Source organism: Niallia oryzisoli, assembly GCF_036670025.1.
Lineage (GTDB): Bacteria > Bacillota > Bacilli > Bacillales > Cytobacillaceae > Bacillus_BD > Bacillus_BD oryzisoli.
On sequence record NZ_CP137640.1, the window covers coordinates 5,445,824 to 5,468,420 of the forward strand.

Consider the following 22,597-nt stretch of genomic DNA (forward strand, 5'->3'; position numbering starts at 1 on the left):
TCAGCTTAGGATTAAGTAAGCACAGTACGGTTCAAAAAAAGATGCAGGGGAACCCCTGCTTATACGGGGAACCTCCTGCTTCAGCTTAGACCCCCATACTTTTGCTTAGTTTTTGTTTTACAAGCCAGGCTGCTCCGATGACTCCTGCTTGGTTACCGAGTGTGGCAGGGACGATTTCTACTCCTTGGGCCACTCTTGGGAAGGCAAATGGTGTAAAGGCTGCTTTTAAAGGCTCTAACAAAGTGTCTCCTGCTTTTGATACACCGCCGCCGATGACGATTTTTTCGGGATTTAGGCCATTTGCTAAATTGGCTAAGGCCAATCCTAAGTGGAAAACGACCTGTTCAATAACCCGTTTAGCTAGCTCATCACCCTCCTTAGCCGCATCAAAAACTAGTTTAGCCGTGATCTCCTTATTATCTCTTAATCTGCTGTTATTTATTGAATTGGAGAGCTCTTCCAGTGCTAGACGGACAATGCCGGTCGCAGATGCTATCGTTTCTAAGCATCCCTTTTTCCCGCAATTACAAGGTGCACCGCCAACCGGAACCGATGTAATATGGCCAATTTCTCCGCCGGCTCCATTTGTTCCATGCACGATCTCCCCATTAACAATGATCCCGCCGCCGACACCTGTTCCTAATGTGACACATAGCAGGTTCTTTGCTCCAGCTCCGGCACCTTTCCACATTTCACCGAGGGCAGCCACATTTGCGTCATTTTCTACAACAACCGGCAAGGAGGTTTCACGCTTGAGAATTTCCTGTAACGGGAAGTTTTCCCACCCTAAATTGACAGCCACCTCAAGAGAACCGTCTTCACCATTTACCGGCCCCGGGGCACCGATTCCAATCCCCAGTAACCGATTTTTTGTTTGCTTACATTCTAATAGTTGTTGCTCTATTGATCTCGCGATGGATGCAGGAATATGCCGTCCTTTTTCTCTTTTATCCGTGGCAATTTCCCAGCTGTGAAGAATGTCGCCATCCTTGCTGATAAAAGCCATTTTAATTGTGGTTCCACCTAAATCAACACCAACCAGCCATTTTTCTTCCATGATCTATTCCTCTTTTTCATATGTATTCTCTATTTACTTTCTTTTAAACAAGGTACCTGTCCCCGCGACCCTCTCTTTTTGCATAATGAAAGCCGCCATTTACAGGGGCGGCAATTGTTTTTTTATATTTTTTTACATGAACTCCGCTCTGTCATGCGATAGGGTACAATGATTCTTTTTGCAGGTTCATCCGGGTTATTAATGATTTCGATTAAGCTTTTCGCTGCGTGAAAGCCCAAATCAAAGATATTAATATCGACAGTCGTTAATGGAGGCTGTGAAATTTCAGATAATAATAGATTATTAAAGCTGACGATGGAAATATCGTCTGGGACGCGAAGCCCCATTTTTTCTAATGTATGGATAATTCCGAAGGCCATCAGATCGTCCGCCACCACTAAGGCTGTTGGCGTTTCTTTCCGTAACAATAATTCTGAAATCGCCTGTTTCCCGCCTTCGATTAAAAAATCCTCGTGCACGATATAATCCTGGCAGATGGGAATCCCGGCCTCCTTTAGCGCTGTCTCATATCCCCGCTCCCGGTCCAATGTCACCATTAAGGAGTTGCTTCCGCCGACAAAAGCAATTCTTTTATGACCAAGCTGCAGCAGATAATCCGTTACTTCCTTTGCGGCACTATAATTATCATTGTCCACATGAGAAATTTTTTCCACGTCATAAGAGGGTTTTCCGATCATCGTATAAGGAAAGTTTTTTTCCTCTAAGAAGGCCATGACTTTATCATTGATGCGGGAGTAGAGCAAAATCACACCATCCACCCGGCCGCTTTGAACCATCCGGACAACCCCGTCATAAATCTCATCTTCCATTTCGCCCGTTGAGAACTGGATCGCATATTCCTTCATATGTGCCATTTTACTAATCCCGCGGATGACTTCAGGAAAAAATGGATTTTGAAACACTTTATCGGTTGAGTTCGGCATCACAAGCCCGATCGTTTGTGTCATACGGCTTGCCAAATTGCGCGCCTTATAATTGGGCTGGTAACCAAGCTCCTCCATCACCTGACGGACCTTCTTTTTCGTTTTATTACTGATTCTTGGATTATCTGCAATAACCCTTGATACCGTGGATGGCGTGACATTGGCTGCCTTCGCCACATCCTTAATCGTAATCGCCAACCTCTTCACCCCCTTTATGGAACAAGGGGACAGGCACCTTGACCCAATTATCATAAAAAGGGACGAGGTGCCTGTCCCTCTGACCCAGATTGTTATAACTGGGACGAGGTGCCTGTCCCCCCGTCCCAGTTATGCTTTTGTTATTTCCATTATAATATCTTTACCGCCCGTCGTGGACTGGTGAGTGTGTTTATTTTCAAGCTTGAATTGCTCTCCATTTAAAAGAATGATCGGAGTAATCACTTCTTTGCCAAGACTTGAAACTTTTTCAAAATCAAATTCTGCAATTGGATCACCCTTTGAAACCTTGGTACCATCTTGAACCAAAATGTTAAACCCTTCACCCTTTAATTCAACGGTTTCTAACCCCATATGGATCAGGAGCTCTGCCCCTGCTTTCGTACGCAGACTGATCGCGTGTTTCGTCGGGAATACATTGACAACTTCACCATCAACCGGTGAATAGACCTGCTTGTCACTAGGAATAATGGCGACTCCGTCTCCCATCATTTTTTGCGAAAAAACAGGATCCGGCACTTCTTCCAGTGCAACTACTTTTCCTGTTAATGGAGCCTGAACTTGTTCCGGTTCCATTTTTTTCTTAAATAATGATTTAAACATACCGTATAACCCCATTTCTTATTTAATCGTCAGCTCTACACCGAAATGATCGGAGATAACCGGTTTATTTTTTTCGTTAAAAATAACTGAAGACTCCTGAACTTCAAGCGGAACACTTGAAAAAATATAATCAATTCGTAAATCCTGTTTATTTTCATCCCAGCCGGCAATCTGTCCTGCCACCGTTATCCCGTCATCCTTCACTTTTGCTAATAGATGCGTATCATAGAGTCCTTTGCTCAGTATATAATCATATCCTTCACTTCTCAAATGAGCGGCATTATTAAAATCCCCCATTAGGAAGAACTTTTCATCTTTGCTAACGAAGCGGCATAACCGGTCGAATTGATCTTTAAACGGCTCCTCTGCATCCTCCCACCAACCAAGATGGCAGGAATAAAAGGAAATCATCTCTTTATGATATCGAATCGTGATGCCTCCGACTTTTCTTGTTTTCCAATTAGCTATGTCCTCGGATTGGGAAACGAAAAAAGACCTCTTTGCTTCAATTGGATGCTTCGTTAAAAGAGCAACTCCCTCTTCATACTCGCCATAACTAATATGGGAGAAATCCCATGCTAATTGATAATCCGTGACCCCCAGCTTTTTTAATTCCTCCAGGAGAACCAAAGCAAAGTTATCCTTTTTGATCAGTCCATCGATCGTTTCCGCATTGATGGACTGGTTCACCTCCTGCAGGGCGACCACGTCATAGGACTTTTCCTGAATCGTTTCCGCTAAAATCTTCATTTTTTCCATTTGATTTTCTTCAATCCAAGAATGGCAGTTTAATGACAATAATCTCATTTCCTACGCCCCAATACGGTCTTGAATATCAGATTTTAATACATCGGCTTTTGGACCATAGATGGCTTGTACACCTTTTCCTTTAATGATTAAGCCCAATGCGCCATGCTGTTTCCATTCCTGCTCAGATGCAACCGCATCCACATCTTTGATCGTGACACGAAGGCGGGTCATACAAGCATCCACTTCTTCGATATTGTCTTTGCCGCCTAGTAAACCGATAATCGCTGTAGCAAGGGAGCCATCCTGGTCGTTTGAAGCAGCTTTTTCAGTTTGGCCGGCCTCATCTTCAACGTAGTTTCCTAATCGTCCTGGTGTCGCATATTTTAATTTTTTAATGATAAAATTAGCGACTGTGAAGTTAAGTACAAAGAACACTAAGCAAGCAAAAACGAAATATACAAGGTCTAACCATAGGCCTGCTTTTATAATCATTGGTGTTCTCGTTAAAAGTTCGATAAAACCGAAGGAGTGAATTCGGATATGAACAAGATCCACAACCGCAAAGGCAAGCCCTGTCATAATCGCATATACAACATATAGTGCTGGTGCGACAAACATAAACATAAATTCAATTGGCTCTGTTACACCTGTTAAGAAAACGGCTAATCCTGCAGAAAAGAACATTGACTTATATTTCGCACGCTTATCTTTATCAACATTTCGGTACATCGCAATCGCAATCCCGATTAAGGACGCACATGAAAGAATCATTTGTCCCACTTTGAAACGAGCTGGCGTTACATCATGCAATAAGGCGTTATAGCCTGCTGTATCACCTGCAGCCAGTAAATTATTTAAGTCAGCAATCCACGCAAGCCATAGCGGATCCTGTCCAGCAACCGTTGTTCCGGCACTTGAACCGGTTAAAATCGTATACGTGCCGCCTAACTCTGTATAGTTCATCGGAACTGTCAGCATATGATGCAAACCAAATGGAAGCAATAAACGCTCTAATGCACCAAAAATAAATGGTGCAACAACCGGAGCAGTGTCACGTGATGAAGCAATCCAGCGGCCAAAATCATTTAACAGTCCTTGAATAAACGGCCAAACTAACGAAAGAATAAGAGCAGTTACAACAGATCCTGCAATCACCACAAACGGAACAAATCTTTTTCCGTTAAAAAAGGCAAGGGATTGCGGAAGTTTATCAAAATTATAGTATTTATTAAATAGATTGGCTCCTAAGAAACCGGAAATGATTCCGACAAACACACCCATATTCAGTGCGGGTGCACCAAGGATCGATACAAAGTAATCGTTAACAACTAACTCGCTGCCAAATAAGGAAGAAACAGTTGCCTCAGGGTCTCCCAGCATAGCACCATTCACGCCAAAAATCGCACCGGTGATTCGGTTAATAAGGATAAAAGCGATTAAGGCTGCAAACGCTCCGCCGGCACGCTCTTTCGCCCACGAACCGCCGATCGCTACAGCGAACAGGACATGGAGATTTCCAATAATACCCCAGCCGATTTCTTCCATTACTAAGGCAATCGTTTTGATGAAAGCAATGTCTACGCCTAACATTCCGACTAGTTTACCAAGGGAAATCATAATTCCCGCTGCCGGCATAACCGCTACGACAACAAGCAATGCCTTCCCAAACTTTTGCCAAAAATCAAAGGATTTCAGTTTCATTTTCTCCAGTCCCTTCTAATTTTAGAACTATTTTAGTGCAATCGTTTGCATTATCTGTTAAAAAAAATTATTGGATTCGATACACTCTTGCTTCAAATGGTTTTAAGCTGCTGTTATGAAAATCTACCTTTGAATCTATAGGATAATTGCTCATCATCAGTTCCGCGTTTTTATCTTTCCATTCCGCTAGTGGAAGCTGATAGTCTGTTTCTTTTGCAAACAGATTGGTGATAATTAGATAGGTTTCATCTTCTAATGTTCTTGTATAGGCAAAAATTTGCTCATGTTCTTTTAAAACAAGCTCAAACTGTCCGTATACGAAAGTTAGATGATTTTTACGTAATTCGATCAATTTCCGGTAGTAATGATAAATGGAATCCGGTTCCTGCAGTGCTTTTTCAACATTAATGTCTGTGTAGTTTGGATTTACCTTCAGCCATGGCTGGCCTGTCGTAAAGCCTGCATTCTCAGCATCTGCCCACTGCATCGGAGTTCTCGAGTTATCACGACCATTTTTCCAAATGATCTCCATCAATTCCTCATGTGTCTGTCCTTCTTTGAGGCCATTATGGTACAGGTTTTTAATCGCTACATCATTATAATCATCAATGGATGGAAACTGCACATTTGTCATGCCGATTTCCTGTCCTTGGTAAATAAATGGTGTACCCTGCATAAGAAAATACATGGTTGCAAGGCATTTCGCAGATGTTTCCCAAAAGTTTTCTACGTCACCCCACGTTGAAACCGAACGAGGCTGATCATGATTTTCTAGGAACAATGCGTTCCAACCGATTCCATCCAGTTCTGTCTGCCAGTTGTGGAATGTTTCTTTTAAAGCGGGAAGATCAATGCCGCCTGTAACACTTTTACCCCAAAGGTCTAAATGCTCGAATTGGAAAATCATATTAAAGACGCCGTTTTCCTCACCGACCCATTCCTCTGCCTGATCAGCTTTGACACCATTCGCTTCACCGACTGTCATGATATCATATTTAGCAAAGGTTTCACGTTTTAGCTCCTGAAGAAAAACCTCAATTCCCTCACGATTCATATGTCCTTCAAAAGACGGGACATACTTCAGGTTGTTTGGATTCGGCAAATCAGGGAATCCAGGAACTTTTTTAATATGAGAAATCGCATCAACGCGGAAACCGTCAATTCCCTTATCGACCCACCAATTTACCATTTCATATAAATCTTTCCGAACGTTTGGATTTTCCCAGTTTAAATCCGGCTGTTTGCGGGAAAATACATGCATGTAGTATTCCTTTGTCTGCGGGTCATATTCCCAAACCGAGCCCCCAAAGATCGATTCCCAGTTATTCGGTTCTTTCCCGTCACGGCCAGGGTGCCAGATATAGTAATCCCTATAGAGGTTATCTTTTGACGAACGAGATTCAATAAACCAAGCATGCTCATCAGAAGTGTGGTTAATAACTAAGTCCATAATGAGTTTCATGCCGCGATTATGTACCTCTTCTAAAAGCTGGTCAAAATCGTCCATTGTACCGAAGTCTTTCATAATTCCTTTATAATCACTAATGTCGTAACCGTTATCATCATTCGGCGAAGAATAAATCGGAGAAATCCAAATGACATCAATTCCTAAGTCCTGTAAATAATCGAGCTTAGAAATGACTCCTTGAATATCGCCAATTCCGTCACCATTTGAATCCATAAAGCTCCGCGGATAAATCTGATATGCAACCGCTTCCTTCCACCATACTCTCTTCATGATGTCGTCCTCCTCTTTACTATGACAATACTATAACAAAATGAAAAATTTTGTGCAATCGTTTGCATAAAATTTTTTCGAAGCAGGGGGACGGTTCTTCTGCTTCCTTTTTTAACATGCCCATGAATGAACAAAAAAAGATAAGCTGAAACTTAAAAGTAAAAAACCTCACCTTACGACTAAAGATGAGGTTTTTAATACCATAAACTATGATACCAGCTTTCTCAATAACGGCACCTTACTCAAAACAAACGACACACATCCGCTTAGAAGAACAAAAATAATTACATTAAATGGAATCGAAAGGACAGGATGGAATAACTCATTTATTACAATGATGATTTGATTCGAAAGAATCGTCATGATTAAGATGTGGACTAAATAGATACCGTAGCTTAAACGGCTTATCTGGTTAAAGACAAAGCCCAATTTTTGTTGGGCAAAAACAATTTTACATAACAGAAATATGCCGACTGTGGAGAAAAATACATTTGGTGCATGATTTTCATACCAAAATTCCTGCAGCGTACCTCCTGCTGCTTTCGTGTCATAGTATGTCAGGACAAAAGTGGCAATGATACCGATACCGCCAAGCGCAATCGCCGCTTTCTCCCATATGCGCTTTAATGGGAAATGGTGCAAGTAATAGCCTAGCACGAAGTAGCCGATGTAATTTGTAACCATATATAACTCAATAGAAAAACTGTAGCCAAATGCAAACTTCATCCATTTTACTAAAACAGATGCATAGATCCAGAGAATCAGAAAATATTCAATATCTCTTCTATTGGCGTGCCGGATAAAAATATTTATGATCGGGACCGTTAAATAGATTCCTATAATCATATACATAAACCAAAAATGGCCACTAACCCCATTTGTAAGAAAAAGAATGATAAACTGTTTAAGCGAAAAAAAGGGATACCAATCAGCGAACACTTGATAGCTATAATAAATAACGCTCCATCCAATTAAAGGAATGAGTAGTTTACTTATTCGTTTCAAGAAAAATGGTTTATACTGATGCTCCCGATGATCACCAAGCAAAACAGCACCGCTAATCATGACAAAAAGAGAAACTGCACTCCTTGAGATCGATTCATAGAAGTTGGCCGCTAACCAATTCGTTGGTCCATCATAATAATTTGTTTGTACGACTCCACCCGAGATATGGATCGTAACGACCATGGTAATTGCAATTACCCGTAACCAATCTAGATAAACTAAACGTTCTTTCATTTGTGTGCTCTCTCCATATCTTGTTGCAGTATATATCATGGTCTCCTAGAATAGTGCTAGAAAAGTAAATTATACCATGATATAAGTCCCAAGTTATACTAGATTTATAATAATATAGTCCTTTTACATGCTTATTGTAGTTTCTATTCTTTTTAAAACTTTTTCTTGCTATGAAACGCGTTTCATATATTAAACTGTATCTATAAATGATTTAATATGAATATTGTAAAAATGCAATTGGCGTTACGTATAAGGCGGCGTAACAATTGTGTTTTGAGGGTGCTCCATTATCTTTGGACACCCTTTTTTATTGCCTTTTTATCTCTTTCGAGGAAGCAAAAGAACCGTCCCTCCGCTTCCAAAAATACTACCTTTTTTTCTATTTTCTCCCCCAAAATGCACTTTTCCTGTACTAAAATGATCATTTTCCTGCTGCAAAATAGCATTTTCTACACACAATCTGTGTTTTTCAAAACTCGAACACTTTCATGTTTCGCGGTATTTTAATGGTACCCGGGAATCCAAGGAATGGTGCACGTTCCGAAAGGCGTCCAACGATGGAGTTTGAATTTGAACAGCTTGCCGCAGAGTATTCGAACATGATTTATTCCATTATCTATTCATTGCAGATCTATAAAAATCAGGATGATTTCTACCAAATTGGCTTAATTGCACTCTGGGATGCAAGCAAAAACTTCGATGAGCAAAAAGGTAAGTTTTCCACCTATGCATACAGTTTTATTAAAGGGAGGATCCAATGCGCTTTAAAAAAAGAGAAAAAGTACGATGATCATTGCATCTATCCAAGCGAAGAATACTGGAAAAGGTTACAAAGCGACACAAACCTGCTGGAAATAGAAACGCTCTTAAGCTACTTCCGTCATCTAACCGACCGTGAAAAGAAATGGGTCATCCAACGCTTCTATAAAGGCCTAAGCAACAGAGAAATAGCTGCCATGGAAAATATGAACCTAGCTACCGTTCGCTCCTGCGAAAGACGAGCAATGGAAAAGGTGCGGAGGGACGGTTCTCTTGCTTCTTTTTAGGGCTTTACGGTTTTGAAGCGGAAGGACGGTTCTCCCGCTTCCGCTTAAGGCCTCTAGGGAATAAGACCATTTCGCAAACGAAACATTGGAAGCAGAAGAACCGTCCCCCTGCTTCCAAAATTCATGGGACACTTTTTGCCTCTTTCTCTATATAAAGAGCATGAAAGGAGAGGATGATGAAGATGGCACAGACATTGATAAAGTCGATGAAGCTGCGTTTGACTTATGAGACAGGGATTGATGAAGGTGGTAAACCAATTTTTAAGACGAAGACGTATAGCGGTGTGGTGGAATCGGCTACGGCTGATCAACTTTACCAGATTGGGCAGGCACTGGCTTCCCTTTCGATCCATCCGCTTGCCACAGTTGAAAAGAATGGCATGTATGAAGTAATGGCCTAAGAAAGAACAACTTTATTAGGAGAGGATGAGGAATATGGCAAAAACACTCGAATTGCACTTTACAACTGGTTTGGGTAAAACTTCAAAGCTGACGATCGATTACCCAAAGGAACCGGTCGATAAGGCAGCTGTGAAGCAGGTAATGGATTTGATTATTGCAGCCAACATTTTCGGGGGTGGCAATCAAAGTTTTGTCAGCGTGAAAGAAGCACGTCTTGTCGAGCATAACGTAACAGATTACGAGATTGTGTAAAGTAGTTTCGATTCACAATTTTTGAAAATAAAGGGCTGCTTTCCTTCAGGAGGCAGCCTTTTCCTATACTTACGCAGAAACGAGGTGTCTTTCGTGGAACAGTTCATTCCCCTCATTAGTGAGGTCGGCTTTCCGATTGCCGTTACCCTGTTCTTGCTTTATCGAATTGAAGCAAAACTCGATAGCGTTGTTCAATCGATTCAAAGTCTTCCGGAACGATTAAGTGGAAAATAAAATTCCGAGGATTTCTCTTTTGTTCAATAGTTGCTCACTTAATCGAAAATGGAAGCAGAAGAACCGTCCCTCTGCTTCACCTAAACCAAACGAGGAAGCAGATGAACTCTTCTGCTTCCTCGTTTGGGAAAGCTGATCTATATTTTAATAGATTCAGCTAATTCGGTTCTTTGCTTTTCATAGTCTTCGATTGTGATGATGTCCAGGTCGCTTTTTGGTGTCATGCAGCAGGCCAGGGCGTAGCGGTTGTTTAGTTCTTCATCGGAAAGGTATTCATGGGAACGAATCAATTCATGATTATACTCACCATCCAATACTTTTACCTTACACATCCCGCATCCTCCGCGCTGACATCCGGTTGGAAATGGAATGAAGTGGTCCCGGGCCGCACGTAAAGGAGTTTCTTCCGGGGCACACTGATACTCAAATTGTTGATTTCTAGCTTTCAATGATACTTTATACATGGCTTCTCCCCTCTAATCCTTTTATTACCAATTACCCAACAACTCTATTAAGTTAATGCCTTCATAAAGGATTCAGACAGTTCTCTGCGGTGATAGAAAATACCTTGTCCAATTTTATCTTCTGTCCACGTAATGGTCGGCATATCCGGATAGGAAATATAACCGCCGGCGAATGCCTCATTACGGTTCCCTGATGGATCAAAGAAGTAAATCGTTTGTCCACGTGTTATTCCATGACGGGTTGGTGTTACGTCAAATGGTACTTCATACATAGACAAAAGGTCTGCTGCTTTAAAAACATCATGAAGGGAATCAACGGCAAAAGCAGCATGGTGAAGCTTCGCATCAGGCCCTTTAACAAACGCTAGATCATGCGCTTTATTCGTTGAGAACAAGAAGCTGCCTAATAACTCCTCCCCATCTACTGTTGTAATTCTTTCACTTTGCCTAAAATTAAGAACCTCAATAAAAAATCTCGTAACCGTTTTCAAATCGTCACCAGTAAGTAAACAGTGGTCAAGACGATGCGGTGCAATTCCTTTTGCTTCTAATGGCCATGGATGAGGGTTCAGCGCTCCAACGGATGTTCCTAAGAAACCGACTTCATGATAAAGCTCACAATGATGACCCGTTGGCAAAATAAAATGGACGGCTTCCCCTTCTGCTAATCTAGTGTTGCTGGAAATACGCGTTGTCGTGCAGCCAAATTCCTCTATTTTTCTTTCATAATAAGCAAGATCATCAAGAGTCTCTACCTTAAACGCTAAGTGAGCTATACCCGCTCTATTTGTTTTTGTTAAAATTAAACTATGATGATCAAATTCATCCCATGCTTTTAAGTAAACGCTATTTCCCATACGTCCAGTTTCTTCTAACCCAATAACCTTTGTATAGTATTCTACTGATTTTTCTAAATCCAATACATTTAATTCCACTCGGCCTAAACGCATAATTCTTGCCATATTTTATCCCCCTTATATATGTAGCTATTTGAGATGTGGCATCTTAAATACTGCCTTAAGACTTTTGAAAATACTGACCCGCCTTATTTTACTCTTTCTACTAATTGCAGCAGCTCCCGGCTCGGTCCGTAAAAAATGATCATGCGTCCGCCTTCCAGAGTTGGCTTCACTTCATCCGAAGTAAACGTGATCTCTTTTTCTTTTAAAAACTGAATCGTTTCATCAATGTTTTCAACTGTAAAAGCAAGATGGTTTACAATTCCCGTTTCACTGTACTCCTCAGCTGCTGTTTTCTCATGGATAAGCTCAATCTCCATATCCGGCTGTGTTTCTAAAAATAAGAAGGCCATTTCCCGATCCGGTTTGCTGCCGCGAAGACGGACATTGAAGCCAAAAAGCTCTGAATAAAACCGAATCGACTGATCCATATCTCGTACCATGATGGCCACATGCTCCATTTTGCGTATCATATTGTTCTCCTCTAATTCTTTGGATAGTTTGAGGAAGCAGAAGAACCGTCCCCCTGCTTCCAAATTTTGTGGAAGCAAGAGAACCGTCCCTCCGCTTCTGAAAGAATGAGGAGGCTCAAATGCCTCCTAAGCTTCCTATTGCTGAACGTAATTTACATTGTCTTTTAAGGCTTTTACCCATTGCACTGATTTTTCGTAGCAGTCGCCAATTTGAAGCACTCGTTGATCGGTGAATGGTTTTCCAATCAACTGAAGCCCTACTGGTAGGTTTTCTGAGGTAAAACCGCAGGCTACAGATAAAGCAGGAAAACCTAGGATGTTTGCCAATGGAGTTTTTCCAAGGGTGAACATATTGCTGATGGCCATGGATGGAACCATTGTGCCGATTTCAAACGGCGGCTGGACATTTGTTGGACCGACTAAAGCGTCAATCCCATTCATTTGTTTAATGGTTTTTCTGACAAATTGATCTCTTCTTCGCTGAGCTCGGATGTAAGCAGTGGCAGAAATATCACTGCCAAATTCAAAGCGGTATTTCAAATCATCACCGTATAGATGTCCGTATTTTTTCAATAACGGCTCGTGAACAGAGACAACCTCTGATTGAGCTATTGTCTTTAAAGCGTTGAGAGCTTCATCAATTCCCGGTAAATCAATCGGAACAATCTCTGCTCCAAGGAATTCCAGTTGACGGAAGGCTTCTTCAATCACCCGCTTCACATCAGCATCAATACCGGCATACATATATGGCTCATAGAAGCCTAGCTTTACTCCCTTTAAGTCGACTAACGCCCCATCAGATAAGACTGGAACATTTCGTTTTACAGATCCCGGATCCTTTTGATCATGCCCTTTCATAACCTCAAGCATGATGGCCGCATCTTGTACGGTTCTTGTCATTGGACCTGCATGATCCAGTGACCAGCTGAATGGAAGACAGCCCCGTCTGCTGACGATACCATAGGTGGGTTTAAATCCAACTGTACCGCACATCGCAGCAGGCAGCCGGATGGAACCTGCTGTATCAGAGCCAACAGCACCAAAGGCCATCCCTGTTGCCGTTGCCACTGCAGAGCCCCCGCTTGAACCGCCTGGAATTCTAGTGACATTCCAAGGGTTCCTCGAGCTTCCATAGTGAGGGTTTTCTGTTGTCGCACCCATGGCAAATTCATGCAGATTGGCTTTTCCAATAATAATTGCTCCGGCCTCTCTTAGCTTTTGAACGGCTGCTGCATCTTCATTAGGAATCCAGCTATCAAATATCTTCGAGCCGCCTGTGGTTTTAACACCCTTTGTTTGAAAAATGTCCTTCACCGCAATCGGAATTCCGTGCAGCGGTCCTCTTACCTCATCGTTCACTAGCTCTGCTTCCAATTGCTTCGCTTGTGCCAATGCCTCTTCTTCCATTACTGTAATAAACGCATGGACTCTTGGCTCATGCTCACGAATTTGATCTAACGTCATCTGCGTGAGTTCAACCGGTGAAATCTTTTTATCTCGAATTGCCTTTCCCGCAGTTTCAATTGTTTCAAAGAGAAGTTCATTCATGGCCTGTCTCCTCATAATCCTCTAAATTAAAAGTGAAGGCTGGCTCCAGCGTTGCCAATTCGATTTCCTCATCATCTAAGATGGTGCGCAGATATTCTTCTAATGTCATGTGATTCCCTGCCTTCGCAATGAAATTCTTACTCTATTAAAAGCCTGCGGGGCGATTTACTTTTCAGATAAGCAGTACTGTACTCCGTGAAAGACTGCTCTCGAAAGGATTATCCCCCGCTTCATCTATAATTAATTTTGATTATTTAAGACTTTACTTCCTGCCAGTCACCTTTAAACTGATTTTGCATCGGGAAGGCTTCCTGCCATGATTTTTCGTTGCTGTCATAAAGTCCCGCACTGTACAGGTTTTTCAGCGAATCATTCTGTAGTGCAAATGGCTTCTTTCCTTCTTGGAATGCTTTTACCTGCTGAAGCAGTAAGCGTCGCATATGAATGATTGGCAGATCACTTGTTCCAAGATGCTCTTTCGAACGGTCGACAATCGGTCCCATTGTTTCAGTTGCAGCATGATCCTGGTTCGCAATTCCGCGGATACCAGTGAAGTTACCTGTTTTTTGTAATTCACGATCTTGAGCATACTCATTTTCCAGACTGATCTGTTTTTTGAAATGCTCATCCAATTTCAAGCCGCGGCGGTCATGATTGGCCTGTACATCAATCGGGCGGTTATGAGAAAATTGAACATCCCATGACCAAGTGCTGTAATCATCTCGTGGAATGAACGCATGCCACATTCCATCCTCGCCTTCAAATCGCGGCGGGTACGTATAGAATGGGAAGATATAGTGAATTTCCATAAAGGCATTATCTGTTTCATTTCCTATTCCTACTGCGACACAGCGTTTGCCGTAATTTGCATCCTCTACATCCTGCTTAACCGGAGGATTCTTCACAAGCGGGTGGTTCGGATCAATTCCTAAATCAGTACTTAAGATTCCTTCTCCTGTCACCTGTGTCCCATGTGCTTTATGAAGAAATGCCGCATGTACATAATCAAGGTCATTTTCCATTACTTGTGCATAGTTACATTCCTGCCAAACCCGTTCTGACATCATATTCTCATCTGGCAGTCCCATCCAGTAGAACTCTGGGAATTCCGGCTGTTCTTCTTCCGGTCCCATGTATGTCCAAACCATCCCTTTTACTTCCTTAACCGGATAATTTTTGATTTTGATTTTCTTTCTAAACTTTGGATCTCCTTCTTCTGATGGAATTTCCGTACAATCACCGTTTGTATCGAACTTCCAGCCATGATACATACAGCGAAGGCCACATCCGTCATTGATACCATAGTAAAGAGACGTTCCGCGGTGTGGGCAAGCTTCCTCCATCAAGCCAACTTTTCCTTCAGTATCTCGAAAAGCGATTAATTCCTCCCCAAGCAGCTTCACACGCTGCGGTTTCCCATCACTTTGCAACTCATCTGACTTCAGAGCAGGAATCCAATAGCGGCGGAATAGTTCACCCATTGGTGTACCTGGTCCCGTACGTGTTAATAAATGATTATCTTGCTTTGTTAACATATGTCATAACCTCCTAATTTATCGAGAAATTATTTTCTGAAAATTTTAAATTATAACTATATATTAGTGAAATAAATGATTGGATTCAATGTATGAATAGGTTAGAAATTCTATCATTTATTCAACCGAAACATACAGTGTTTCCTCTCTACTCTAGTTTAGAGGACATTTTTGCCTCGGACTTGTCATAACGAGGCTGACTTTTCTGACAGATTATCAACTCTTTTTACCTTACTCTTGTCAAATTGCGAATCTTGTTCACTAATAATCTTCTAAACACAAAAAAGAACACTTCCGCCAGCCAAACGGAAATGTTCCACTTTTTTTAATAATAAAGCATGGAGACGGTTCTATCTTTTCATTATTGAAGCAATATGAAAGTCCCCTTACGCTTGCTTTAATCTAAAATATCCTCTAATACCCTCAACGCATTACCACCAATAATCTTTTGAATATCTTGAAATTTATAGTCATGTTTAATCATCCATTTGATCATATTCTTCGTTGCTTCAGCTGGATTTTCTAACCCTTTTACATAGGAGGACTCTTTAAAATCTTCCCCATGTGATTCACTAAGAGATAACATGTCATCAAATGCATGCTGTAATCCGACATGGTCTCCAAAAAATGTATCTAATCCGAGTCCTACATGATCAATTCCAACAAGATCAATTAAATACTCCAAATGCTCCATAACGGATTCAATCGTATGCTCGTTTGGATTTTTGGATGAAAGAGTGGTATTCGGTGCTGCACAAACCCCAATTATGCCGCCTTTTGCTGCACAAGCCTTTAATACCTCATCCGATTTCATTCTTGGTGAGTTCCAGATTGCACGTGCCCCTGCATGTGTAATAAAAACGGGAACTTCACTTGCCTCAATGACATCTAAACTGGTCTGGTCACCACAATGTGAGATGTCAACAACCATCCCCAGCAGATTCATTCTTTCAACGACTTTGTGGCCGAATTTCGTTAATCCACTGTCCCTTTTTTCTATCAGACCAGATCCTAATGTATTGGCTTCATTATAGGTAATACCCATGCACCGAACCCCTAGACCATATAAAACATCTACACGATCGACTTCATTCTCTAATATACTTGCTGCTTCTAATGAAGGTAAAATAGCCATTCGATTGGTCCGTTTTGCATCTAATAAATCTTGATAAGTTTTAGCGATAAAAACAGTATTTTGTTTCGCCATATCACAATAACGTATACCTAATGTTAAAATTACATCATCCCATTTTAGACCCTTCGAAGAAGTTAAAATAGATATACCATCCATGAAATTTTCAAATAGGATATCTACTCCAGATAAGGCCAGTCCTTCATAGTTAAATGCCGTGTGGAGCTGGCGGCAATAAGGTATAATGTCCTCTTGTTTCTTCGGCACCACAAACCCATGATCCCTAAGAGATACAATAGGGTAGTATTTTATAAAGGTTTCAAAAACTCTTTCCTGATCTTCTTCAAGCTTAATTTCAACTGTCTGCCGATATTTTTCTGACTGCGGCAGCTGAAATGGCTTATAATGCTTTCCCGGAGTTAGGTATTGAAAGGATTGATATCCATCATAATTCTTTACGAACCTACTTTTCACTTCACCTTTTTGCGGCGTCATAACCATTTTTCTACCTCCTAAAAATTTTAAAATAGTCACAAAAGAAAATAGCCGATTGATATGCCAATGGCTCCGAAAAGTAAAGAAAAAGGCAAATTATTCAACGTAATCCTGTATGGGTTTTGCTGGGTTGCCGCAGAAGTCATGGTTACTGTAACCCCATAAGCTCCGACTGTTGCGGTAGCCAATGCACTTGTAATCACCACGATAGCAATACTAAGTGGATTTATCATCCCGTATAAAGGCTGGATTACCTCAAATAAAACACCGATTGTGGCAATGGCATGTACACCAATTAATCCTCCAAGTAAAAAAACAACCTGAATAAATATTAAAATCATAATGGGATTATCACTAAAAGCAAGAAACGGCTGCTTTATAACATCATGAAATGAAGTCTTGCTTAAACTACTGGAAAAGAGCGAAAGAGAAAGAAACAGAACAACAAAATTTTGCAATTTATTGGTACGTTCCTTCCAATTCCTCCAACCTATTACCTTAAAACTTTTCCATCTTTTCAATGATATTGCCCAGCACAGTGAAAATACAGGAATCACAAGTGATACTGATAAAATAAAACTTAGTTGTAGCATGCTCCCGGTCAGCACAACAACGAATAAAAAAATGGCTAAGGCCATTACTAATTTGATAATTTGAATGATCATTTTCTTGACATTTATCTTCTGATTCATACTTTCATCTTGTTCAACGGTTATTGAACGAAAACTTCTTTTCCCGATGATCCAATCAAGAGAGATGACAATAAAGGAACAGAGCAATAGCCATGGCAGTAAGGATAAATAACCGATGCCTGTCGAATCCACTGTTATGGCCACAATAATTTCCGTCGGGCTCCAGATTAAGGCTACAGCTAATGCTCTAAGTGTCGTTTTGCTAATAAAGATTTTCCTTATTTTTTGCGGGATATTTTGTAGACTTGATTGTAATACTTCCTGCGATAACGTTAAGGCAGATATATTAATAAATCCTGTTAATAGATAGGTTGTAATCGAACTCCTGACATATAAATTGCCTAAATCCCCCACTTTTCCTTTCATTAATTCATTGAGTCTTCGGTCAAATCTGCCGGCATGGACAACACTTGTCATCAAAGGAAGAACCGTTAACAAAGAAAGCAGTGACATGTTTGAAAACATATAAAACGGAAGTTGAATAATAGGTAGTCCCGTATACGTATAAAATAGGAGTCCTGAAAAACTAAAAATGAGACATAAAACTTTAAATAGGTTACTTGCTCCCTTAAACGAGATCAGGATGAGCAGAATAGCCATAACGCCGATCAAATACTGGATGTTTTCATTCGGTACAAAAATAGTAAATATGTAAATGGTAAAGGTAAGGGAATACAGAATATACAAATTCCGTTTCACGAAATTAATAACTGAACCCATGAAGTTACACCCCTTTATTTTTCAAACATCAAACATAAACAAAAACTCCCTTTTAACAGTAAAAGAGTTGACTGACCCATCAACTCTTTTACTGAATAGCATTCCAATATTAGTTAGAAAGATTAGAAGTTTTTAGATTGATTGAGTATTCTTCATTATGTTCCCCTAATAATGGCGGTCTTTTGCTAATATCCCAAGGAGTTTCATGGAATTTATACGGTGCTCCTGGATAAGTAAACGATTCATTTAGCTCAGGGTGATGAACGGATGCAAAAACATTTCGGTCCTCACTTAAATGTTTATCATGAATCATATCTTCTGGTGCGCGGACCGGTGCCCATGGAAGGCCGATACTTTGTGCGGTATGATAAATATATTCTGAGTCAAAATGAATGCAGAAACGTTCCAATACATCTGTTACATGTTCCATGCGTTGTGCACGGTACTTATCATCCACATATCTTTCGTCCGCCAAGTCCTCCTCAAGCTGATAGGAGGACAACCATGAAACCAAACTCTTCCAACGCTTTGTGTCTAAATAAGTATTTAAAACGAGAATATACTTGTCGTCCTTACATTTCAGATTCCACCGTACCGAACGGTTTGGCAAAGCATGCCGGCCTGTTTGGCGGATAACATGTTCCCTCTGATAAATCCAATATGGCAGAGACATTTCAGTAGAAACCGTCACACAATCATGTACAGATATATCAATAAATTGTCCTTGATTTTTCAAATCACGATACAACAAGGCACTCACAATTCCCATTGCAGCAAAATATCCTGCTAGATGATAGGATTGTCCGCCAGTCGGGGCAATAGGGGGAGCATCAGGAATATCATCATACCCAGTGACAGCCATTATGCCGCCGAGAGCTAATTGAGCAATGTCAGATGATTGGTATTGACTCCATGGTCCTTCCTGGCCGAAAGGAGTAATAGAACAATAGACGAGTGTTGGAAACTTCTTCGACAAGCTGTCATAATCCAACCCCCATTCCTTCATTAGACCTGGTTTATTTCCCTCAAGAATAACATCAGCATCATTAAGCAGCTGGATGATGTTCTCTTGTCCCTCTTTTGTCTCTATCTGTAAGGTGATTGATTTCTTGGATGTATTGTAATTCCAAAAATATAAGCTTCCATTTTTGTCAGGTGTATCCTTGTAAAATGGGCCTATGCTTCTCGATGGTAGACCTTCCTTCGGTTCCACCTTGATCACTTCGGCACCCATATCTGCCAGCAATTTCCCGGCAAATTGGGTCAATTGATCTCCGATCTCCAATATCTTTATTCCTTTTAAAGCTGCCTTTTCCACCATCCTTCACTCCTTCCCTTTTACCATAATGGCCTGACGGCTTTAAACGACTCTTTTGGCATATCCAATGGCCAGAAAACACCCTGTGTATCTAATAATTCAATTTCTTCATCCGAATAGCCCAGGATTTCTTTTAACACAAAATCATTATCCTCACCCATAAGTGGAGCAGATTTGCGAATTGATGGGGATGATTGAGACATTTTAATCGGAACACCTTCTACTAATCTTTCACCTAATAGCGGATGTTGAACCGTCTCAAACAAACCTCTGAAACTTAATTGAGGGTCAAATTCCACAATATCCTCATTTTGTTGAACTGCTGCGGCCACTAGGTCATATTTCTGCAATGTTTCCATTACTTCATATTTAGTCAACTTGCTTGTAAACTCTTCAATATGCCAATCTAACTCATCCTGATGTTGAATGCGCCCCTGAAGATCAGAAAATTTCGAATCCCTCGCCCACTCCGGCTGGCCGATCGCCTCTTTAAATCTTTCCCATTCATCATCATTGTAAATAGCAATGACACAATAATCATTCGGTCCATCACCCGCACAACGATAGGTATTTTGCGGGCAAGCAATCGCGCCTCTAAAATCTGATATGTTTCCATTTGTTGAAAGGGTCGAACGATTCCCTGTTGGAAAATCCGGCCTATTGGAGGAACGGCCATTAACAAAGAAATCCAATAGATTGGTACCGACCAAAGGCAATGCGGTTTCTACCTGTGAAATATCAATATATTGGCCTTCTCCCGTCCGATTTTTATGGAATAATGCCGTTAACACGGAATAGGCACCAGTATATCCAGCAACAATATCTAAGATGGAATAACCCCAGCCGCTAGGATGCGTTTCCGGTAAGCCGGAAATATAGGTCATGCCGGATAAAGCGGCCGCTGTAGGTCCCCATGTCCCGTAATTTTTTTGTCTTCCTGTATGACCTAATCCGGAAATACTCATATAGATAATTCCTTCATTTATTTCTTTCAAAGATTCATAATCCAATCCCCATTTTTCAAAAACACCGGCACTGAAATTTTCTGTAATAATATCTGACTTTCGGATCAGCTCTTTTATAATATTCATGCCCTCAGCAGATTTAATATTTACGGTAAAGCTTCTTTTTCCAACATTTAAGCTGTTAAAAAAAGCACCATTATCCAAGCCCGGTTCATCATCTTTTGCATACATAGAAAACCGCATCATATCAGGTGTCTTTGGCCATTCCACTTTAATTACCTCTGCCCCCATGGAAGCCAATATTCTTGTTGTCGTTGAACCTGAAACACTCCAGGTAAAATCAAGAACCCGAATTCCTGTTAAGAGGTCATGTTGGATGTTCATATTAATTCCCTCCATTCACAGGCTTCCATTGAACCAATGTCACTTCATCATCGACCTTTTCAAACACCGCTTCCATTTCCATACCTATCTTTACTTTTGTTGGGTCCATTCCAACGGTATTTCCGAGAAATCTTACGCCATCTCCCACATCAACGACAACAAGTGCATATGGGACTTGATCATTAAAATAAGGATAAAAGGATCGATGGACAATATTAAATGTGTAAATTACGCCTCTTGTCCCTACCTCAACCCACTTTACTTCAGAGCCGGGTTCATACGGGGATAAAAATCTTGGCGGCCATATTTTCTTTCCGGTAGCGGTACACTCCTGGACAAATAACTTTCCTTCTCTTGTTCCTTCCCAAAATGGTTTATACAAATTCCAATCACGTGACCAATCAGAATCTCTATTTGGTAAAGGCCGAATCGGCTGCATTTCTACTTGATTCATTTTAACAACCCCTCTTTCAATAAGTTCATCGATTTAATTGTGTAAAATGGCAATGGATCCATCACCCATATCGCCATATCCAGTCACTAATCCTATTTTTGCATCCTCTACCTGTGCAGCTCCTGCCTCGCCTCGTAACTGATGGACCGCTTCTACTACATGATTAATTCCGACAATATGTGCCTGTGATAATAAGCCGCCATGCGTATTAATCGGCAATTGTCCGCCATACGTAATTCGGCCATTTTTGACAAACTCAGGTGCTTCTCCTCTTTCACAAAAGCCCATTTCTTCAATCTGTCGTAAGACGATAAACGTAAAGCAATCATAGATTTCTGCAAAATCAATCTCATCTCTTGAGATGCCGGCCATTTCAAAGGCTCTTGGTGCCGCATATTTAATTCCCATGTCTAAAATGTCCGGACGGGTTGGCATATCATCAGGCTGATTCGCGTGCCCTTCCGCTATGCCGGCAATATAGATCGGCTTTTTGAAACGGTGGGCGTTTCGTTTAGATGTAACAATCACAGCACCGGCTCCATCTACCTCTAACGAGCAATCGAATAATCGAAATGGATTAACCAGCATCGGGGAGTTTTGATAGTCTTCCTCTGTCATCACCCTCCCCTTCATATAGGCTTTACTATTATTGTGAGCATGCTCACGGCACGTCATGGCCACAATTTGCATGCCAATTGGGTCTGGATTATATTCGTAAAACCAGCGGTTCGCATGTAGAGAGAAATACTGCATAGGAACCATTAGCCCATAAGGATATTCCATATTATCGCGATACTCTGGATTTGGCATAATCGTATTATTAAAATCTAATATTCTTGGATCTGTTCCTCCTAATCTCGGCCCTGAAAAACCCTTTTGACCAGTAGTGACAACCACATATTCTGCTACACCATGTTCAACAGCAAGAGCAGCCTGCTGAATCGCTGCAATGGCACTTGCTCCTCCCATTTCGCTTCTGCCGCTGAACTTAAGTTCTTTTATTCCTAAACCAGCCACCAAATCTTCACAGCGGACATTATATCTCCATGGATTAATGACACCATCTATTTCAGAAGGATGAATCCCGGCATCTTGACAAGCGTTCACCGCTGCTTCCGTTAATAATTGTGTTAATGACTTATCAGTACCTCTGACAAAGTCTGTTTCACCTACTCCTACGATGCACACTTGATCACTTAATGAACGTCTCATCTTTCATTCCCCTTTACGTTTAAATGAAAATTTCAATTATTATTGTTGTTATCTAAATCTAGCT

General features: G+C 41.0%; 22 protein-coding genes. 4 read left to right on the forward strand and 18 right to left on the reverse strand.

Features of this window, described 5'->3' with window-relative positions; translation table 11 throughout:
• Nucleotides 1-85 precede the first annotated feature (85 nt).
• From R4Z09_RS27165 to R4Z09_RS27195, 7 genes are all read right to left on the reverse strand, one after another.
• Complete coding sequence (locus tag R4Z09_RS27165; protein WP_338449785.1) at nt 86-1,057, reverse strand: ROK family glucokinase; 972 nt, start codon at nt 1,055-1,057, stop codon at nt 86-88.
• A 122-nt stretch (nt 1,058-1,179) separates the two neighbouring features.
• A complete protein-coding gene (locus tag R4Z09_RS27170) occupies nt 1,180-2,199 on the reverse strand; it encodes a LacI family DNA-binding transcriptional regulator (protein WP_338449786.1) in 1,020 nt (339 codons plus the stop codon).
• A 129-nt stretch (nt 2,200-2,328) separates the two neighbouring features.
• Nucleotides 2,329-2,820, reverse strand: a complete 492-nt coding sequence (locus R4Z09_RS27175; protein WP_338449787.1) for a PTS glucose transporter subunit IIA — start codon at nt 2,818-2,820, stop codon at nt 2,329-2,331.
• An 18-nt stretch (nt 2,821-2,838) separates the two neighbouring features.
• Complete coding sequence (locus R4Z09_RS27180) at nt 2,839-3,627, reverse strand: endonuclease/exonuclease/phosphatase family protein (protein ID WP_338449788.1); 789 nt, start codon at nt 3,625-3,627, stop codon at nt 2,839-2,841.
• 3 nt (nt 3,628-3,630) lie between these two features.
• Nucleotides 3,631-5,271, reverse strand: a complete 1,641-nt coding sequence (locus R4Z09_RS27185) for a PTS transporter subunit IIBC (RefSeq protein WP_338449789.1) — start codon at nt 5,269-5,271, stop codon at nt 3,631-3,633.
• Between the two features lie 67 nt (nt 5,272-5,338).
• A complete protein-coding gene (locus tag R4Z09_RS27190; RefSeq protein WP_338449790.1) occupies nt 5,339-7,009 on the reverse strand; it encodes an alpha-glucosidase in 1,671 nt (556 codons plus the stop codon).
• 207 nt (nt 7,010-7,216) lie between these two features.
• Nucleotides 7,217-8,248, reverse strand: coding sequence for an acyltransferase (locus R4Z09_RS27195; RefSeq protein WP_338449791.1), 1,032 nt, complete (start codon nt 8,246-8,248; stop codon nt 7,217-7,219).
• Between the two features lie 557 nt (nt 8,249-8,805).
• Here R4Z09_RS27195 and R4Z09_RS27200 point away from each other — a divergent pair.
• The 4 genes from R4Z09_RS27200 (at nt 8,806) to R4Z09_RS27215 (ending at nt 10,182) form a co-directional block, all read left to right on the forward strand.
• A complete protein-coding gene (locus R4Z09_RS27200; protein ID WP_338449792.1) occupies nt 8,806-9,294 on the forward strand; it encodes a sigma-70 family RNA polymerase sigma factor in 489 nt (162 codons plus the stop codon).
• A 182-nt stretch (nt 9,295-9,476) separates the two neighbouring features.
• On the forward strand, nt 9,477-9,695 hold the full coding sequence (locus R4Z09_RS27205) for a DUF1659 domain-containing protein (RefSeq protein WP_338449793.1): 219 nt from the start codon (nt 9,477-9,479) through the stop codon (nt 9,693-9,695).
• 34 nt (nt 9,696-9,729) lie between these two features.
• Entirely contained in the window at nt 9,730-9,948 is a 219-nt protein-coding gene (locus R4Z09_RS27210; RefSeq protein ID WP_338449794.1) for a DUF2922 domain-containing protein, read from the forward strand.
• 93 nt (nt 9,949-10,041) lie between these two features.
• Nucleotides 10,042-10,182 (forward strand): YvrJ family protein, encoded by a 141-nt coding sequence (locus R4Z09_RS27215; protein WP_338448374.1) that lies wholly within the window; start codon nt 10,042-10,044, stop codon nt 10,180-10,182.
• 137 nt (nt 10,183-10,319) lie between these two features.
• Here the strand turns inward: R4Z09_RS27215 and R4Z09_RS27220 are convergent, their stop codons facing one another.
• From R4Z09_RS27220 to R4Z09_RS27270, 11 genes are all read right to left on the reverse strand, one after another.
• The gene (locus R4Z09_RS27220; protein ID WP_338449795.1) at nt 10,320-10,646 is read right to left on the reverse strand and encodes a 2Fe-2S iron-sulfur cluster binding domain-containing protein; all 327 of its coding nucleotides are present in this window, start codon (nt 10,644-10,646) and stop codon (nt 10,320-10,322) included.
• A 47-nt stretch (nt 10,647-10,693) separates the two neighbouring features.
• Nucleotides 10,694-11,608 (reverse strand): catechol 2,3-dioxygenase, encoded by a 915-nt coding sequence (locus R4Z09_RS27225; RefSeq protein WP_338449796.1) that lies wholly within the window; start codon nt 11,606-11,608, stop codon nt 10,694-10,696.
• A gap of 83 nt (nt 11,609-11,691) precedes the next feature.
• A complete protein-coding gene (locus tag R4Z09_RS27230) occupies nt 11,692-12,078 on the reverse strand; it encodes a VOC family protein (protein WP_338449797.1) in 387 nt (128 codons plus the stop codon).
• Between the two features lie 135 nt (nt 12,079-12,213).
• Nucleotides 12,214-13,626 carry an amidase gene (locus R4Z09_RS27235; protein ID WP_338449798.1) on the reverse strand — a complete coding sequence of 471 codons (1,413 nt, stop codon included), beginning with the start codon at nt 13,624-13,626 and terminating at the stop codon, nt 12,214-12,216.
• A gap of 254 nt (nt 13,627-13,880) precedes the next feature.
• Nucleotides 13,881-15,161: a Rieske 2Fe-2S domain-containing protein gene (locus R4Z09_RS27240; protein WP_338449799.1), complete on the reverse strand. Its 1,281-nt coding sequence runs from the start codon at nt 15,159-15,161 to the stop codon at nt 13,881-13,883.
• A 397-nt stretch (nt 15,162-15,558) separates the two neighbouring features.
• Nucleotides 15,559-16,794 carry a dipeptidase gene (locus R4Z09_RS27245; RefSeq protein WP_338449800.1) on the reverse strand — a complete coding sequence of 412 codons (1,236 nt, stop codon included), beginning with the start codon at nt 16,792-16,794 and terminating at the stop codon, nt 15,559-15,561.
• Between the two features lie 29 nt (nt 16,795-16,823).
• Nucleotides 16,824-18,200 carry a hypothetical protein gene (locus R4Z09_RS27250; RefSeq protein ID WP_338449801.1) on the reverse strand — a complete coding sequence of 459 codons (1,377 nt, stop codon included), beginning with the start codon at nt 18,198-18,200 and terminating at the stop codon, nt 16,824-16,826.
• Between the two features lie 109 nt (nt 18,201-18,309).
• Entirely contained in the window at nt 18,310-19,521 is a 1,212-nt protein-coding gene (locus R4Z09_RS27255) for a CoA transferase (RefSeq protein ID WP_338449802.1), read from the reverse strand.
• Between the two features lie 17 nt (nt 19,522-19,538).
• Nucleotides 19,539-20,867, reverse strand: coding sequence for a CoA transferase (locus tag R4Z09_RS27260; protein ID WP_338449803.1), 1,329 nt, complete (start codon nt 20,865-20,867; stop codon nt 19,539-19,541).
• A gap of 1 nt (nt 20,868) precedes the next feature.
• Nucleotides 20,869-21,321, reverse strand: coding sequence for a Zn-ribbon domain-containing OB-fold protein (locus R4Z09_RS27265; protein WP_338449804.1), 453 nt, complete (start codon nt 21,319-21,321; stop codon nt 20,869-20,871).
• 33 nt (nt 21,322-21,354) lie between these two features.
• Nucleotides 21,355-22,533: a thiolase family protein gene (locus R4Z09_RS27270; RefSeq protein WP_338449805.1), complete on the reverse strand. Its 1,179-nt coding sequence runs from the start codon at nt 22,531-22,533 to the stop codon at nt 21,355-21,357.
• Nucleotides 22,534-22,597: the final 64 nt, after the last annotated feature.